Below are 17,563 nucleotides of genomic sequence, written 5' to 3' on the forward strand. Positions count from 1 at the left end.
GCCTCAATATTTCAACGCATTAAGCTCGGCGAGGAGCGCGCTTTCGGCATCGTCCTGCGGCTCGGTGAGGGCCGCGGCGGAGGCCTCCTCGCGCCAGGCCAGCACCTCGTCGACGAGGTGGCGCACCAGAGCGTCGATGCTCGGATAATCGTAGGCCAGGGTGGCCTTGAGCAGGACGCCCAGATCCTTCTCCAGCGCCGCCTTGAGTTCCATGTTCATGAGGGAATCAAAGCCCATGTCCTCCAGCGGACGCGCCGGGTCGAACGCCTCGGGCGCTGGAAATTCGAGTGCAGTGGCAACGAGTTGCCGGACATGAGCGCGCAGCAGGCGGGCCCTCTCCTCCGTCCCCGCCGCCTCCAGCCGGGCGCGGAACGGCGGGGCGGCCGGCCCCCCATCCTGTGGCGGCATAGCGGCGGCGAACCCTGCCAAAAGTCCTGTTGAACCAAGGCCTTTCCTCAATCCGGCCTGCCAGCCGGTGGGCAGTACCGCCACATGTCCGGGGCGACGCGCCATGAGCTGCCCCAGCACCGCCGCTCCGGCGGCGGGCGAGATCCGGCCCATACCGTCAGAACCCAACGTTTGAGCCATTCCCGCCCCCTCCCACGGTCCCCAGTCGATGGCCTGAGCGGGCAGGCCGAGGCTGGCGCGATGCTCGGCGAGAGCATCCAAGGCGGCGTTGGCGGCGGCGTAATTGGCTTGCCCCGGCAGCCCCAGCAGGCCGGACGCCGAGGCGTAAAGAACGAACATTTCCAGGGGTTCATCGAGGGTCGCCCGGTGCAGCAGCCAAGCCGCCCGCAGCTTGGGCGCGAGAACACGCAGGAAATGCGCTGGGCTCTGGTTCACCAGCAAGGCGTCGTCGAGCACGCCAGCGGCATGGATAAGCCCACGCAGCGGCAGCATTTTTTCCCGCACCGCCGCGAGCAGATGGTCCACCTCCGCCGGCTCGCCCACGTCCGCCTGGAAGGCCTCCACCCGCGCCCCGGCCCGGCGCAACGCCTCCACGACCTCCCGCGCGGCGTCCCCCGGCATGCTTCGGCCCACCAAAGCAATACTGCGCGCGCCGTGGCGCACCAGCCAGGACGCCGCATGTAGGCCCAGCGCGCCGAGCCCGCCGGTGACGAGGAAAGTCGCGTCGCCGCGCACCATGTCGCCCGCCGGCGCCGCCGCTTGCCACAGCACGATCTTGCCCATGTGCCGCGCCCGGGCCATGTGCTGGAAGGCGGCGCCGGTATCGGCGATGGCGAACAGTTCGGAGCGCAGCGGCACCAGCGTGCCATCGGCGAGACGGGTGACCATCTCACCCATCATCTGCGCGATAAGACCTTGGTCCTGCTTGATATCCCACAGGTCGAACGGGTGGTAGGCGATGTTCCGGTCGAGCGCCGCCACATCGGCCGCGCTCCAGATGCCCATCTTGCCGATCTCGATGAAGCGGCCGCCATCGGCCAGCGCCGCGAAGCTCTCGGCGATGGCCTCGCCGGAGAGGCTGTTCAGCACCACGTCCACGCCCCGTCCGCCGGTGCGGCGGCGGATCTCCTCCGCGAAGCCGGCGGTGCGCGAGTTGAACAGGTGGGTCACGCCGTGGCGGCGCAGATGGCCCCATTTGGCGGGGCTGGCGGTGGCGAAGATTTCCGCCCCGGCCCGTTGCGCCACCTGGATCGCCGCCTGCCCGACGCCGCCCGCCGCCGCATGGATCAGCACCCGCTCGCCGCGCTTCAATCCTGCCAGACGGTCGAGGGCGTAATGGGCGGTGAGGAAGGCCAGCGGCAGGGTGGCTGCATCGCGGAACGACAGGCTCTCCGGCTTCGGCACCACGAACGCCGCCGGCACCCGCACCCGCCCGGCGAGGCTGCCCACGGTGAGGCCGGCCATCACCGGCGTGTTCACGGCAAGGCCAGCGACGCCGGGCCCCACGGCGGCGATGACGCCGGAACATTCCAGCCCATAGGGCATGGCGTCGACACTGTCCGGCAACAGGCCCATGCCGTGCAGCACGTCGCGGAAATTGAGGCCGCTCGCCACCACGTCGATGACCACTTCGCCGGGGCCGGGCGGGCGGCCGTCGAACTGTGGAAGTTCAATGGGATGCTCCGGCTCCGCCGGGCGATCCGCCACCAGCCGCGCCGCGAAGCACGCGCCCCGGCGCAGGGCCAGGTCCTCCCCCGACGGCGCGGCGATGAGGCAGGCGGCGAGATCGGAAAGATCCGTGTCCCCCGCCTCGGGGTCGAGATCGACGCGGGTCTGGCCGAGGTCGGGATATTCCGACGCCGCCACCCGCGACAGCCCCCATAATCCGGCCTCCGCCACGCCGGTGACCGGCTCTCCCGCCACGCGCTGGGTGCCGCGCGTCACCACGTCCAGGCGCAGCGTGGCGCGATGGGCCGAGCGGCCCGCCGCCTGGACAAGCTGCAGCAGGCCAAGATGGGAGGCCGGCACCTCCGCCGCGCCGGGATCGGCCGGCGTGGTCGCGAGGTAAACGATATGGCAGCGGCCGTCAGGCGCCCTTGCCCGCAGGTCGGAAATCCAGCCAGCGAGGGCATCCGCGCCGGCGTCCCATGGGGGTGGATGATCCGCCATCACCTGCCCACGCGCCGCCAGCGCATCCGCCAGTTGGCGAACCATCGCCGCATCGTCGCCCAGCAGCGCGAACAGGCGTGGTGCGGGCGGGGCGGACAGGTCCGCCCGCTGCCAGCGCAGGCGCAGCAGCTCCGGCTGGGTCGCGAGGCCTTCGTCCTCCACATCGGCGCCATGGGCGATCCGGGCGAAGGCCACGCCGTCGAGCTGCGCCACCATCTGCCCGACTCCGTCGCGCAGGATCAGATCCACATGGCAGGTCCGCGCGGCGGGATCATCCCGGAGGCGGAGCGTCGCGGTGACCGCTCCGCCGGCCGGGGCAAACACCGCCACCCGCCCGATGCCCCTCGGCATCCAGGTCACGCCCGGCCCTAGTTGCGGCAGGATCGCGCTTGAGGCGACGAGGCACGCATCCAGCAGCGCAGGGTGGACGAGATAGTCGGCGGCGCTCCCGCTTTCCTTCGGCAGCTCCGCATGGGCGATGACGCCCTCCGCGACCATCGCGAGGTCCTTGAGGCCGCGAAAGGCCGGGCGGTAATCAAAACCGAACTGCGTCAGCCCGCCATAGACGGCGGCGCCCGGCGTGGCGATGGCGGAGGCAAGGCCGGCGTCCCATGCCGGTTCGGGCGCCGGCGCGGAGGCGAGCTTTGCAGTCGCATGAAGGGTCCAGCCGCCGTCCGCTCCGCGCGCGAACACTTGCCAACCCCCGTCGGCGCCGACGACGCTCTGCAGTTCCACTCCGCCCCGGTCCGGCAGCAGCAGCGGGCGAAGGATCGCCAGATCCTCAACCCCGGCGCCGGCCCCCAGAACCGCCCGACCGTTCTGGAGTGCAACCTCGGCGAAGGCAGCCAGTGGGAAGGTCGCCCGGCCGCCGAACCGGTGGTCGAGCAGGAAGCGCAGCCGTTCGCCCCCGAGGGTGAGATTGAAGCGCACCTCGTCGCGCCCGGCGAGGTCCACGCGGCTGCCGGCAAGGCCGTGCGGCGCATGCGCCGAAACCGTATCGGGGCGAGGGATGAAATAGCTGCCGCGCTCGAACGGATAGGTGGGCAGCGATAGCCGCCGGCGCGGCGCATCCACCGCCGTCCAGTCCGGTTCAAGCCCCGCCAAATGCGCGGCGGCAAGGCGCGGGGCGATGTCCGCCCACACGGCACCGGAGGGCGCGATGGGGATCACGAACGTGTCCGGCGCCGCCTCCGCCGCAGGAGCGGGCGTGCCTGTCAGCTGAGCCCACCAGTAAGCGGGACTGGTGACCTCGGCAACGACTTCGCGGCCAAGCAGGCCCGACAGCAGCGGCACGGCCGGCGGCTTCAGGGCGAGGCCGCGCACTGCGGCGATGAAATCGAGCCGTCCATCCTCCACATCCGTGCGCCCCAGCGCCGCCTGCCGGGCACGCAGCAGGGCACCAGCATCGGCCAGCGAGAAAACACCCGCGAGGCAGGCGGCGACCACCTCGCCGGCGCCCTGCCCGGCGATGTGATCGGGGGCGAGGCCCCAGCTGCGCCACAGGGCGGCCAGCGCATAGGCCATCACGAAGGCGGCCACCGGTCCATCCTGCGCGGCCGGCAAACCCGCCTCGGCGCAGGCCGCGACGGCGGCGGCGAAGGCCGGATCGCTTGCCATCAGGGCGCTCCCACCGTCAGCCGGCAGACCGTCGCCATCGGCGCAGGCGAACAGCACCTGCGGCCGGCGCGATGGCGCGATGGCGATATCCGCCAGATGCTGGAGCCTGCCGACCAGTTCGCCCACGTCTGCAAACGGCACGGCGGCACGCACCGGAAAGCGGCCGCGCCCGGCGTTCAGGGTCAGCGCCACCGCGCCAGGATCAGCCTCGGGCCGCCGCGCGAGGGCCCGCGCCTGCCGGGCCGCCAGCGCCCGCAGTGCCGCCTCGCTCTTAGCGGACAGGGCGGCGATGTAGCCGGAACGGCGCGGCGCGGGCGCCTCCGCCAGCACCGGCGCGGCTTCCAGGATCACATGAGCATTGGTGCCGCTCATGCCGAAGGCGCTCACCGCGCCACGCAACGGCCCTTCGGCCGGGAAAGCCGCTGGCGCGGTGGGCACCGCGAGTCCCAGCGCCGCCCACGGCACATAGGGGTTGGGAGTGGAAAAATGCAGGTTCGGTGGCACTTCCCCATGGCGCAACGCCAGCACTACCTTGAGGAAGCCCGCCACCCCGGCAGCCGCTTCCAGATGGCCGAAATTGGTCTTCGCCGATCCCACCAGCAAAGGTGCGGCGCGCGCCGCCCCATAGACCGCGCCCAGCGCGCGCAATTCGATGGGATCGCCCAGAATGGTGCCGGTGCCGTGGGCCTCCACGAAGCCCACCGAGCGGGCGGGAGCGTCGGCATCGGCCAGTGCGGCGCGGATCACCGCCTGCTGTGCGGCACCGTTGGGCGCGGAGATGCCGTTGCTGCGCCCGTCATGGTTCACCGCCGAACCACGGATCACCGCCAGCACGGGATCGCCTTCGCGCACCGCGTCATCCAGGCGGCGCAGGGCCACCACGCCGCAACCCTCGCCCCGCACGAAGCCGTCGGCATCGGCGCTGAAGGTGCGGCAGCGCCCGGTGGGCGAGAGCGCCTTCATCTGGCACAGGCCGAGCGTGATTTCCGGCGACAGGATGAGATTGACGCCGCCCGCCAACGCCCGGTCGCATTCCCCCGCCCGCAGGCTGCGGCAGGCGAGATGGATAGCGAGCAGGGACGAGGCGCAGGCCGCATCCAGCGCCAAGGCCGGCCCGTGCAGATCCAGCGCATAGGCGATGCGGCCGGCGGCAAGGCTGCGCATCATGGCAAGGCCGGCATGGCCGTCGATCTGGTCCGCCGCGCGGCGGTAAAGACGCTCCTGGGTGTAATCATCGGAATAGATGCCGATGAACACGCCGGTGTTCGATCCGGCCAACACCTGCGGCGACCATGCGGCGCGCTCCACCGCCTCCCACGCCACTTCCAGCAGCAGGCGGTGCTGCGGGTCCATGGACGCCGCCTCGCGCGGGGAGATGCCGAAGAAGCCGGCGTCGAACCCCGCGATATCGTCGAGGCTGGCCATGTCCCGCGCATAGGCCCGGGCCGCGCCGGGATCGTCCACGTCCCAGCGGTCGGCGGGCACCGGACGCACCGCGTCGCGCCCCTCGCGCAACAGGCGCCAGTAGGCGTCGAGGTCGTCGGCGCCGCCAGGAAAGCGGCAGCCGGCGGAGACAATGGCGATGGCGTCCCCCTGAGCGGAAGCTTGCGCCTGCGAGAGGCCGTCGCGCGATGTCACAGGCTCCGCCATGGCCCGGCTATGTCGCCGCGGGAACGGCGCAGGCCCCGGCGGAGGCGGCACCGGCTTCGCGCAGGCGCGCCAGCAGCCCGGCGAGGGTAGATGCTTCCCACACGAGGGTCAGGTCGACGGATCGGCCCAGCGGCGCGGCAAGCTCCCGCGCCAGAGCGACGCCCAGCACCGAATCCAGCCCGTATTCGGCGAAGGCGCGGTCGCGCTCAATGGCCCCGGGGGACAGGTTGAGATGGCGACCGAGCCAGTCCCGCACCCAGGATTCGAGCCGTGAACTGTCCAGTTCCGAGCCGCGCTCGCGGCGCGCCGGGTCCTGAGCCACCGGCCGGGCGGCGGCGCGCAACTCGCGCTTCAGGATCTTGCCCGTGGGGTTGCGCGGCAGGGCGTCCACGAGGACGAAGGCGGTCGGCACCTTGTAGGCGGCGAGGCTGCGCCGGCAAACCGCCTCCAGCTCCTGCGCATCGACGCTGACGGAGGGCTTGAGGACCACATTGGCCCAGACCTCTTCGCCGAGGAATGGATCAGAGACGCCATACACCGCCGCCTCGGCCACGGCGGGGTGAGCGTACAGCGCATTCTCCACCTCGGCAGGATAGACGTTGCGGCCGCCGACGATGATGAGGTCCGTCAACCGGTCCTCCACCGACAGATAGCCCTCGGCATCCAGCCGGCCGATGTCGCCGGTGTGCAGCCACCCCTGGCGGATGGCCTTCGCGGTATCCTCCGGCCGGTTGAGGTAGCCCAGCATGACGTTGGGGCCGCGCAGCACAATCTCCCCCGCCTCGCCGGCCGGCAGGTCGCGGCCGTCGGCGGGATCGACGATGCGCAACTCCACCCCGTTGATGGCAGTGCCCACCTTGCCGCGGCGCAGGCTGTGGATGTGATTATAGGTGGCGAAGGGCGAGCACTCGGTCTGGCCGTATCCCTGGTGGATGGGCAGGCCCATGTGCCGGTGCCAGCGCTCCTCCACCTCCAGCGGCAAGGGCGCGGCGGCGGAAAACCAGTAGCGCACGGCAGGACTGTCGGCCGGCGTGATGCGACCTTCCAGCGCGAGGAAGGTGGTGGGGACGCCGAACACCATGGTGACGCCATCAGTGCGCAGCGATTGAAGCACCGCCGCGCGGTCGAACCGCCGCTGGAGCACCACGGAGGCCCCGGCAAAAAGGCCCGGCAAAAGGATGGCGTTCTGGCCGAAGCAATGGTGCAGCGGCAGGAACAAGAGCAGCCGGTCGGCGCCGGTGACGCCCATGTAGCGCACCTTGGAACGGGCGGTGAACGCCGCATTCCCGTGCGACAGCATCACCCCCTTGGGGCGGCCCGAGGTGCCGGAGGAATAGACGATGACGGCAGGATGATCATCCGGGACCTCCTCCGACGCCCACGCTCCCGGCGCGGGGCCGATTCCGGCATCGAGCACGGGCAGGCCGTTCAGGGACAATCGCGCGGCGACATCCCCCTGCGCGAGGGCAAGCCGGCAGGCGCTGTCGGCGAGGATGAAGGCGGTTTCGACTTCCGCGAGCATGGGATTGATGCAGACCGCCACGGCTCCCAGGCTGAGCACGCCTAGATAGCTGGCAACGAATTCCGGCCCGTTGGGCAGCACCAGCGCGACGAAATCCCCGCGCCCGACGCCTTCGGCCAGAAGCCGGGCGCGCACGCCAGCGGCCCGGGCCCGGATCTGGGCATAGGACTGAGTCGCGCCATCGAACAACAGGCAAGGCCTGTCGCCGGGCATGTGGGCGAAAATGCTGGCGACGTTCAAGAAATCGCCCCCAATCTAGAGGTTCCACCCCAGAAAACCGTTGTAACTCAAATCTTTATTCTTTTGCGGCAACGCTACAAATCGGCCACGCCGGCGTCAAGCGACGCCAGGGGGAGCGACGCCCGCCCGCCGCAGTTCGCGGACACGAGCGCGATGCTATGCGCGAGTGTGCCGAACCGTGCGAGCCGATCGCCCGCGCCGATCAGGGATCCCCATTCCCTACTGTCACCGGGCATAGGGAGCCCAACGCCAGCAACACAGATAAGCGATGGTCATTCAAATAAAAATGATCGCCGGGAAACAGCCTCATGCTGAAACCCGACGTCGCATGCCGTGACCAGGCTTGCAACGCGTCTTCCGCGATCGAGTCCGCCGAGCCGCCGAAAGCATGGATGGGAAAGTTGAACGGCAGGATCTCGCGGAAGCGATAGGTCTCGACCGCCGTGAGATCGGCGCGGATCACCGGCAGCAGCAGGTCCAGCAGTTCGCGATCGCCCAGCACCACGTCGGGCGTCCCGTTCAGGGCGCGCAGCTCACCGACCAGTTCGGCATCGGACAGCACATGCAGCGGCGGACGGGAGGGCGGCAGATGGGGCGCGCGGCGGGCCGACACAAACAGCGCCGCCGGCATCAAGGCCCCCCGTGCCCTCAGCCGCCGCAGGGTTTCGAAGGCAAGGAGCGCGCCCATGCTGTGGCCGAACACGGCGTAGGGCAGATCCAGCCGGCGCACCATCGCATCCGCCAGTCCATCGGCCATCTCGTCCATGGTCTCCAGGGGCGCCTCGCGGATCCTCCCGCCGTGACCGGGCAGTTGAACCGGCACCACCTCGATGGCGGGATCGATGACCGCCTGCCAGGAGGTATAGAAGCTGGCATTGCCGCCCGCGAAAGGAAGGCAGAACAGGCGGAAGCGAGGCGTCTCCCGCCTCGCGCGCCCTAGAAACCAGGGTGAGGGTTCGATATTCATCTGATTGCAACAAGATGGCGGAGGAAGGCGGTATAATACTGCAACGCAATCCCCTGGCGGCCCATAGAATCTTTACACGTTTTGCGGATCAGGCCGGGGGTGTTTTCTGCGCCACGGCCTTTTTTCCGCGCATGAACAGATATCGCCACCCCGGATCACACTGCAACGCAATCTTGGCACTGGTCACCCGATGTCGCTAGTCTCGCGCCACAGACCGTGCCGCATCGAGTGATTCAAGCGCCATGAACGTTCACCGGACCCCCGTGATCCTCGTCGGCGCGCAGCGCCTTTCGCCGGCCGACGTGTGGGGGGTGGCCCAGGGCACGAGCCGCGTTGCGCTGGACAGCTCCCCTGCATTTCGGCAGCGCATCGAGGCCGGCTCCGACCTGCTCCGGCAGCGCATCGCCTCAAGCGAGCGGATCTATGGCGTTACCACCGGTTTCGGCGAATCGGTGGTCACCGAAGTGCCGGTGCACCTGACCGACGAACTGTCGGCTAATCTCGTGCGCTTCCACGGCTGCGGCACCGGCGCGCTGTTCTCGGAACCGGAGGCGGCGGCGGTGCTGCTGGCGCGCATCGCCTCCCTGTCCGCCGGCTGGTCTGGAGTGCGGTTCGAGGTGGTGGAGCGCCTTGCGACCCTGCTGGACCACCGCATTCTCCCGGTCATCCCCAGCGAGGGCTCGGTAGGGGCGAGCGGCGATCTGACCCCCCTGTCATATGTGGCAGCCATGGTCATGGGCGAGCGCGAGGTCTACAGCGGCACCCAGATCCTTCCGGCGGACAAGGCGATGCGCGCGGCGGGCATCACCCCCATCGCGCTGGCACCCAAGGAAGCCCTCGCCATCATGAACGGCACCAGCGTCTCGGTGGCGCTGACGGCCCTCGCCTTCGAGCGCGCCCGCTGGCTGGCGCGGCTGGCGGCGGCCCTCACCGCGCTCGCCAGCGACGTGACGCGCGGCAACCCCGCCCATTTCGATCCGCGCATCTTCGTCGCCAAGCCCCATCCCGGCCAGATGCTGTGCGCCTCCTGGATCGCCCAGGATATCGAGTACCAGCAAGGCACCATGCACCAGGGCCGGCTGCAGGATCGCTATTCCATCCGCTGCGCGCCCCATGTGGTGGGGGTGTTGATCGACGCGCTGGACTGGATGAAGCCCTGGATCGAGACCGAGCTGAACGGCGCCTCCGACAACCCGCTGATCGACCCGGAGACCGGCGACCCGCTGTTCGGCGGCAACTTCTATGGCGGCCACGCCTGCTTCGTGGCCGATGGCCTGAAGAATGCCACCGCCAACATCGCCGATCTCCTGGACCGCCAGCTCGCGCTCATCTGTTCCGCCGTCACCAGCAACGGGCTACCGGAAAACCTGGTGGGCGCCGAGGGCGACGGTCACCGGGCGCACCATGGCTTCAAGGCCATGCAGATCGCGGCTTCCGCATTGACCGCGGAAGCGTTGAAGGCAACCATGCCGGCCAGCGTATTCAGCCGCAGCACCGAGAACCACAATCAGGACAAGGTCAGCATGAGCACGATCGCTGCGCGTGACAGCCTGCGCGTGCTGGAGCTGACCGAGACGGTCGCGGCCATCTGCCTTTTGGCGCTGGTACAGGCGGTGGACCTGCGCCGGGGCGAGGGCTGCCATGTCCGCAGCCGGCTGCTGCGCGACGCGGTGCGGGCAAAGGTGCCCTTCAATGATCGCGACCGGCGGCAGGACGGCGACATCGCCATGGTCAAGGAGATGATCCAGCGGCGCACGCTGCCCCTGGACTTTAACTGATGCCGCCTGAGGCCGCGCTCCCCCTGACCAACCAGCAGCGGGCCCGCGCGGTCCGGCGGCTGTTCCTGCGCATCGCGCTGCACATCTTCTTCTGGGACATCGTGATGACGCGGGGGCCGCTGAGGCGGTTCCGCCGCCCGCCGGCCCCGCGCTGGGCCGCCCTCGCCCGCCAGTATCGCCGCGAGGCCGAGCGGCTCGGCGGCGTGCTCATCAAGCTCGGCCAGTATGTCAGCGCCCGCGTCGACCTCCTGCCCGAGGAGGTCACCCACGTGATGGCCGACCTGCGCGACGCGGTGCCGCCCGTGCCCGGCCCGCAGATCATCGCGCAGATCGAGGCGGATTTTCTCCTCCCCATCACTGGCCTCTACCGCAGCTTCGAGCCGGTCCCCATCGGCGCGGCCTCGCTCGGGCAGGCGCACCGGGCGGTGTTGCCGGAAGGCCAGCCGGTGGTGGTGAAGGTGCTGCGGCCGGGCATCGACGCCATCGTCGCCAGCGACCTGGAAATCGTCGGCCAGTTCATCCGCCAGCTCAAGCGGCTGGAGAGCATCCGCCGCCGGGTGGACCTCGACCTTCTGGCCAGCGAGTTTACCGCGGTGACCTATCGCGAGCTAGATCTCGTGGCCGAGGCCCGCAACTGCGAGCGCTTCGCCCGCGAGTTCGCCCACGATCCCGCCATCCACACACCCACCATCTATTGGTCCCGCAGCGGCCGGCGCACCCTCACCATGGAGGATGTGTCCTATTTCCCCATCCACGACGTACTGGGCTTCGAGGCCGCCGGCATCGACCGCCGCCGCGTTGCCAGCACGCTGATGGATTGCTATCTCGACCAGGTGTTCCGGCACGGCTTCGTCCATGCCGATCCGCACCCGGGCAATTTGTTCGTGCGGCCGCTGGCGACGGACGGCGAGAACGCGGCGGGCTGGTCGCCCTCCAGCCTCGCCTCGGGGCGGGTGCACATTCCGCACGTCACCAACCGGCCGTTCCAGGTGGTGTTCATCGATTTCGGCATGGCGGTGGAGATCCCCGCGCGGCTGCGCCAGTCGCTCACCACCTATGCCACCGGCATGGTGGCCCGCGACGCCTACACCATCGTCCAGTCCTATGTGGAAGGCGACCTGCTGCTGCCCGACACCGACCTCGACGAATTGGAGCGCATGACCGCCGCGCTGATCAACAAGTTTCCCCACGCTCTGGTGGGGCAGGTGCGCAAGCGCGACCTGACGCCGTTCGCCGAGCTGTCGGAAGAATACCAGACCCTGCTCTACAACTCGCCCATGAAGATGAAGGCGGAGCTGTTGTTCGTGTTCCGCGCCATGGGCATCTGCTCGGGGACGGTGGCGGGCATCGATGCCGCCTTCGATCCCGCCGAGCGCTTCATGCCGCTGGCCCAGCGGCTGGTTGCGGACGAGCTGAAGCCGGATTCCGACCGGCTCAAGCGCCTCGTCTCGGCCACCGTGCGGCTGCCCATGCGGCTCGACAATCTGCTCACCACACTGGAGCGCGGCAAGCTGCGCATCCGCACCGACGGCACGGACCGCCGCCGCGACGACATCCGCCAGCTCACCCGCGCGGCCAACCGGCTGGGGGTCGCGGTGTTGGCCGGCAGCGCCATGATCTGCGCGGTGCTGCTGGGGCGGCAGGGGGAGATTGTCACCACCCCCACCGGGCTCGCGGTGCTGGCCATCGCCATGGTGGCGGCCGGGGTGCTGATCAGCCAGCGCTCCTAGAGCGGCGTGCGTTCGCCTCAGCTTACGGAAGCCGCTCTAGAGTCTTGTTTTGACGCGTCTTCCTTACGCGGACCGGCATCCACTTCGCTTGAAAGCGCTTTGATGGGCGCAGCCGCCAGAATCTCTCCGATAAAGGCGACGAAGTTCGCCTTGGCGTCATAGCGGGCGAAATCCTGCTTCAGGCGCTGGGCCGCCTCGCGGTATCCCGGCGATGCCAGCATGCGCGCCACCGTCTCGCGCACGCGCTCGGCGGTCACCTCGTCCTCCCGCAGGTTTTCCGCCGCGCCGGTCTTGGCCACCATGGTGCCGTAGGACAATTGGTCGGTATTGCTGGCGATGCCGAGGAATGGCGTTCCCGCCACCAGCGCCTGGCACCCGCTGGAGGCGCCGCCGTTGCAGATCACCAGCGCCGCGTTGGCGGCGGCGGCATCCCCCGGCAGGTAGTCGGCGATGAAGGCATTGGCCGGCACGGCCAGCGCGGCGCCGGGATGGGCGGTGGCCGCGATCACCGTCACCCGAAGGTCGGAAAGCCCGGCCAGGATTACTTCCAGAAGAGCCGGCTCGCCCGAACTGCCGAGATTGACATAGATGACCGGCTTGTCGTCGGGCACCTTGTCCCACCACGGCGGCGGCGCGATCTTCGGGCTGAAATCGAGGGGGCCGATGTAGCGGTGGTTCGGCGGCAGGGGGCGAGTGGGGCTCAGCTCCGGAATGTCGGGATAGACCACATAATCCCCGGCGCAGAAGGTCTCACGCAGTCCCGCCCCGATGGGGGCGACCCCGTTGTTGAGGGCGGCGATGTTGATGGGCAGCGCCATCATCATGGAGCCGAGCGGTGTCAGCAGCGACAGCAGCCGGTCCCCGGTTTCGCGGCCCAGCACCTTGTGGAGCGGATGGTCCACCAGCGCGAACGGCTCGTCCGACGACGGGCTCCAGTGAGCGTTGATGATGTTCACATAAGGCACCTTGGTGAGCTGCGCGCTGATGGCGAGGGACTGGCGCATGTCACCCACCACCAGTTGCGGCTGCGCCAGCCGCATAAGGCGCACGTCCTCGCGCACATAGGCGTTGAAGGTCTCGACGCTGAACAGCGGCTGGTTCTGCTTCAGCAGCACAGTGCTGGTGGCGGGATCGATGGAGGATTTCAGGGCGATGGTGCGATAGGGACGCGAGCCGATGAGGGCATTGAAGCGCGGATCGCACGCCAGTGTCACCCCATAGCCGGCGGCATAGAGCGCATCGGCGAGCAAGGTAGGGCGGACCACATGGGTCAGGGTCACTGCCTCACCCATCACCAAAATGTGCGGCATCCTCTCCCCCTCCCCGCTCCGGCCACCCCAGCGCGCGACGCGGCAGCCCCCCGCGAACGCACCTTGAGAAAAACGCCCAACTGGTGTGACTATGGCGCCCACCCTGGGCCCCGACATCATCGCTGCCGGCGAGATCCTGACAATGGCTGATTTTCTCCTCGTGCACGGCGCCTGGCACGGCGGATGGTGCTGGCGGCGCGTGGTCGAGATCCTCGCAGGTGAGGGGCACCGCGTGTTCGCGCCCTCCCTCACCGGCCTCGGCGACCGTGCCCACCTGCTCTCGCCCGACGTGGGCCTTTCCACCCATGTGGACGACGTGCTGGCGGTGATCGAGGCCGAGGAACTGGCCGACATCGTGCTATGCGCCCACAGCTACGGCGGCGCGGTGGCGACGCAGGTGGCGGATCGTGTGCCGCAGAAGATTGGAGCCCTCGTCTTCCTCGATGCGCTGCTGCCGCAGGACGGCCGCTCGCTGCTCGATCTCGACAGCCCGGAGCGCCGCGAGGCCATCGTCTCCCGCGTGGTGGAGACGCCGCGCGGCCCGGTGCTGCCCCCGGCTCCCGCCGCCCTCTATGCGCTGGCCGCGCCCCAGGACGTGGCCTGGGTCGACCGGCGCTGCGTGCCCCAGGCGCTGCGCACCTATACCGATCCGGCGGCGCTGACCGGCGCCTGGATGCAGATCAAGGTGCTGGCCTATGCCTGCACCCTGCGCTTCCCGGCACCCGACTTCCGGGGCCTGGCGGCACAGCTCGCCAAGGACCCGCGCTTCACCATCCGGGAGCTGGCGAGCGGGCACGATGCCATGATCGATGTTCCGCAGGATGTCGCCGACCTGCTCCTGAGCAGTGCGGAAACCGGGCGCGCCGCCAAAGCAACATGCGCCGAGCCCGCAGAAACGCCCGAAGGGACAGCCTCGTGAACGCCCCGCCTTCCGCAGAGAGCGACGATGCCGCCATCGCGTTGCCGACGGACAAATTCCACCGCGTGCTGGCAGGCCTGCTGCTGGTGCTGGCGCTGAGTTCGCTCGACGCCAACATCGTCGGCCCGGCGCTGCCGCTGATCTCCAGCGAGTTCGGCGCCCTCGACAGCCTGACCTGGGTGCTGACCATCTTCCTGCTCACCAGCACCGCCGCGACGCCGCTCTATGGCAAGCTCAGCGACATGTATGGCCGCAGGCCGCTGCTCACCATCGCGGTGCTGCTGTTCCTCGCCGGATCAGCCTTCAGCGGCCTCGCCCAAAGCATGAACCAGCTGATCCTCGGTCGCGCCATCCAGGGAGTCGGCGCCGGCGGGCTGATGACGCTCACCCAGATCACCATGTCGGATCTGGTGTCGCCGCGGCGGCGCGGCAGCTACCAGGGCCTGTTCGGCGCGGTGTTCACCATCGCCAGCCTCGCCGGCCCGCCGCTGGGCGGCGTCATCGCCGAATTCTGGTCCTGGCGCTGGATCTTCTACGTGAACCTCCCGCTGGGCGCCGCCGCGCTCACCCTCCTGTGGATGGGCCTGCCGCCGGGCGTGCGCACCACCAGCCACCGCATCGATGTTCTCGGCTTCGTCGTCATCATGGCCGCCACCAGCTGCGTGCTGATGGCGCTGAACCAGGGCAGCCATGGCAGCTGGATCTCCCCCACCGTCATCGGCCTCGCCATCGCCGCCGTGGTGCTGGCGCTGCTGCTGGGGCCCATCGAAGCCAGGGTGAAGGAACCCCTCATCCCCCTCGCCATGGTACGCAACCGGGTCTGGCTGATCGCCACCGGGGTGGCGACGCTGGTCACTATCGCGGTGTTCGGGGCGCTTGCCTTCATGCCGCTGTACCTGCAGTTGGCTGGTGGCCTCTCGCCCACCGCCTCCGGCATCGCCATGGTGCCCTCGGCGGCCGGGCTGATGCTGTCGCTGTTGTATGGCGGCCGGGCCATTACCCGCACCGGGCGCTACAAGGTGTTCGCGATCACCGGCGTCGGCGTCGCGACAGTGGCTCTGTTCGCGCTGGCGCTGGCGGCCTATGCGCTGCCCTCCCCCTACCTCCTGGGCGCGCTGCTGTTCCCCCTCGGCACCGGGCTCGGCCTGCTGATGCCCGGCCTGACCGTGGCCTACCAGAACGCGGTGGCCCACGAGGACATCGGTACCGCCACGTCCACGGCCGGTTTCTTCCGCTCCCTCGGCGGCGCCTTCGGCATCGCTGTGGCCGGCGCCATCCTCGCCGTTCAGGCGGGCGGACTGCTGCCGGTGGGCGACGGCGTGCGGGACATGGACACCATCGGCCTCGGGCAATTGTCCCAGCTGAACCCGGCGGCGCAATCGATGGTGCTTGCAGACTACCAGTCCGCCATGGTCACCATCTTCGCTGCCGCCGGCGTGGTGGCGGCCCTGGCCTTCGCGCTCATCCGGCTGCTGCCTGAGCAGGAACTCTCCGACGTGGCCAACCGGCTGGGCGCCAACCCGCCCGAGCCCAAGTTATGAACCGAGCTGGCCGGTCCCCGAAGGCACCGCTTCAGCCGCCCCCTGAGCCGCGATCCAGCTGATCTCCTCCAGCTGCGCGAGCGCGGCGCCGATATCGGCCTGTTCCGCCATCTCTTCCTGCCGCTGGTTGAAGACCTCGGGCGGCACAGTGGCCTCCGGCTCCAGGTCAGTGGCGAGGAACGGGTCCAGGCGGACGAAACGGTCTTCCAGGATCCGGCTGGCCTGGTAGGTGGTGGCCTGCAGATTGGCTTCCATCACCAGCTTGATGAGGGCGAGGGGGCGCTCCATGTTCAGCAGCCACCCTCCATATCCCACGTCGCCACCGGGCAGCGCCATGTAGCTGTTGGCCTGCCCCTGGCCGACCGAGAGGATCATGGTGGTGGCGATGTCGGCGGCCAGGAAGTCCATGGCCATGGTGAGGGCGCACATGCTGGGATTGTTGGCATAGAGGCCGCCATCCACCCGCCCCTGGAACACCGGATGCAGCACCGGGATGGAACTGGAATGGAGCGCGATGTCGGCCAGCAGCGGCGACACCGGCAGGTCCTGCGCCCCGAGATTGTGATGAATCTCGATGGACCAATGGCGGTATTCCTTCAGCTCCACCTTGTTGTCGACGGCCACCGCCGGCATCAGCAGCCGGCGCCGGACATCGCGCAAACGCACCTCGCCCAGAAGCGACCGCAGGTGCTGGTAGAGCTTCTCATGGGTCAGGAAGGCGGATAGGCCCGACATGGCGGACAGGGTGCGCGGACTGAACGGCCCGGCCCCCTCGAACGGATGCCAGAGCTGCCAGAAGGCGATGGAGCGCTCGACCCCTTCGCGGACCGTATCGGACACGCCGATGATGGCGCTGGTGACGGCGCCGGCCGAAGTGCCGGCGAAGACATCCACGTCTTCCAGCAGCCCGGGCTGATGGTCCAGCAGCCGCCGCAGCAGGTGGCAGGTGATCAGCGGCCGGGTCCCGCCGTCGAGCGAAAGGATCTTGAGAGGCGCCATGGAGCCGAGAAACCCCGTCTGTGCTAACAACCCCCGGAGGCTGGCCTGAACCTGCCGATTCCGTGTCGGTTCACGTTAGCATGTCATGGCGCGGGAGCGATTTGGGATGGGCCGTCCTGGGATGAGTCATGGCGCCAGGGTGGTAGGAGGTGACGGGGACGACATGAGGATGGGTTTGCGCAACGGTGTATCGCCACGGCCCGCGCCCCCGCGCGGCTTGCGTCCCGGCAGGACGGACGCGGCGTGATGCTCGACATCAAGCACGCCACCCTCGGCGACATCCTGACCGTGAACCTGACCGGCCAGCTGAACACGCTGGGCTGCGGCCAGCTGGGCGAGGTGCTCGACGGCTGGCTTGCGACCGGCGGCAGCAACACGCTGATCGACTTTGCCGGCGTCACCTATATCAACAGCTCCGGCCTCAGGCTGCTGTGGCGCCATCACAGCCTCGTCAGCAGCAAGGACGGGCTGGTCGTGTTTTCCTCGGTCCACTACACCATCTTCCAGGTCTTCGACATCAGTGGGCTGGCGCATCTGTTCCAGTTCGCCAATACCTTCGACGAAGCCCTGGGCCGCTTCCAGCCGCCCTCCGCGGACGCTCCGGCCGCGCCCGCATAGGCCAACCGGCCACGCCTGATCCCCACCGACATTTGCGAACCCTTGGGACTGCCCCGACAGGGCCCGGCGCCGGGCCGCTTCAGCTGGGCTCAAGC

At 69.2% G+C, this 17,563-nt stretch carries 10 protein-coding genes; 5 read left to right on the forward strand and 5 right to left on the reverse strand.

Features of this window, described 5'->3' with window-relative positions:
* Window positions 1-3: 3 nt before the first annotated feature.
* From FBQ73_RS02150 to FBQ73_RS02160, 3 genes are all read right to left on the reverse strand, one after another.
* Window positions 4-5,844, reverse strand: coding sequence for a type I polyketide synthase (locus FBQ73_RS02150; protein ID WP_138397886.1), 5,841 nt, complete (start codon window positions 5,842-5,844; stop codon window positions 4-6).
* Window positions 5,845-5,851: 7 nt separating this feature from the next.
* Window positions 5,852-7,606 carry an AMP-binding protein gene (locus tag FBQ73_RS02155; protein ID WP_138397887.1) on the reverse strand — a complete coding sequence of 585 codons (1,755 nt, stop codon included), beginning with the start codon at window positions 7,604-7,606 and terminating at the stop codon, window positions 5,852-5,854.
* 202 nt (window positions 7,607-7,808) lie between these two features.
* A complete protein-coding gene (locus FBQ73_RS02160; protein ID WP_138397888.1) occupies window positions 7,809-8,573 on the reverse strand; it encodes a thioesterase II family protein in 765 nt (254 codons plus the stop codon).
* Window positions 8,574-8,815: 242 nt separating this feature from the next.
* Here FBQ73_RS02160 and FBQ73_RS02165 point away from each other — a divergent pair, with 242 nt between their 5' ends.
* Together FBQ73_RS02165 and FBQ73_RS02170 are read left to right on the forward strand one after the other, a co-directional pair.
* On the forward strand, window positions 8,816-10,351 hold the full coding sequence (locus tag FBQ73_RS02165; protein ID WP_138397889.1) for an HAL/PAL/TAL family ammonia-lyase: 1,536 nt from the start codon (window positions 8,816-8,818) through the stop codon (window positions 10,349-10,351).
* Window positions 10,351-12,081, forward strand: coding sequence for an ABC1 kinase family protein (locus FBQ73_RS02170; protein ID WP_138397890.1), 1,731 nt, complete (start codon window positions 10,351-10,353; stop codon window positions 12,079-12,081). Before FBQ73_RS02165 ends, FBQ73_RS02170 begins: the two co-directional genes overlap by 1 nt.
* Before the next feature lie 17 nt (window positions 12,082-12,098).
* Here FBQ73_RS02170 and FBQ73_RS02175 read toward each other — a convergent pair whose 3' ends face one another.
* Window positions 12,099-13,391, reverse strand: a complete 1,293-nt coding sequence (locus FBQ73_RS02175) for a glycosyltransferase (protein WP_170218718.1) — start codon at window positions 13,389-13,391, stop codon at window positions 12,099-12,101.
* A 142-nt stretch (window positions 13,392-13,533) separates the two neighbouring features.
* Here FBQ73_RS02175 and FBQ73_RS02180 point away from each other — a divergent pair, with 142 nt between their 5' ends.
* Both FBQ73_RS02180 and FBQ73_RS02185 read left to right on the forward strand, forming a co-directional pair.
* Entirely contained in the window at window positions 13,534-14,310 is a 777-nt protein-coding gene (locus FBQ73_RS02180) for an alpha/beta fold hydrolase (protein ID WP_170218719.1), read from the forward strand.
* Window positions 14,307-15,851, forward strand: a complete 1,545-nt coding sequence (locus FBQ73_RS02185) for an MDR family MFS transporter (RefSeq protein ID WP_170218720.1) — start codon at window positions 14,307-14,309, stop codon at window positions 15,849-15,851. Before FBQ73_RS02180 ends, FBQ73_RS02185 begins: the two co-directional genes overlap by 4 nt.
* On the opposite strand, the gene FBQ73_RS02190 is transcribed toward FBQ73_RS02185, so the two are convergent.
* Entirely contained in the window at window positions 15,846-16,850 is a 1,005-nt protein-coding gene (locus FBQ73_RS02190; protein ID WP_138397894.1) for a patatin-like phospholipase family protein, read from the reverse strand. The two genes, FBQ73_RS02185 and FBQ73_RS02190, sit on opposite strands and share 6 nt — an antisense overlap.
* Window positions 16,851-17,096: 246 nt before the next feature.
* Here FBQ73_RS02190 and FBQ73_RS02195 point away from each other — a divergent pair, with 246 nt between their 5' ends.
* Entirely contained in the window at window positions 17,097-17,468 is a 372-nt protein-coding gene (locus tag FBQ73_RS02195) for an STAS domain-containing protein (protein ID WP_138397895.1), read from the forward strand.
* Window positions 17,469-17,563: the final 95 nt, after the last annotated feature.

This window comes from Xanthobacter autotrophicus (genome assembly GCF_005871085.1).
GTDB classification, from domain to species: domain Bacteria; phylum Pseudomonadota; class Alphaproteobacteria; order Rhizobiales; family Xanthobacteraceae; genus Xanthobacter; species Xanthobacter autotrophicus.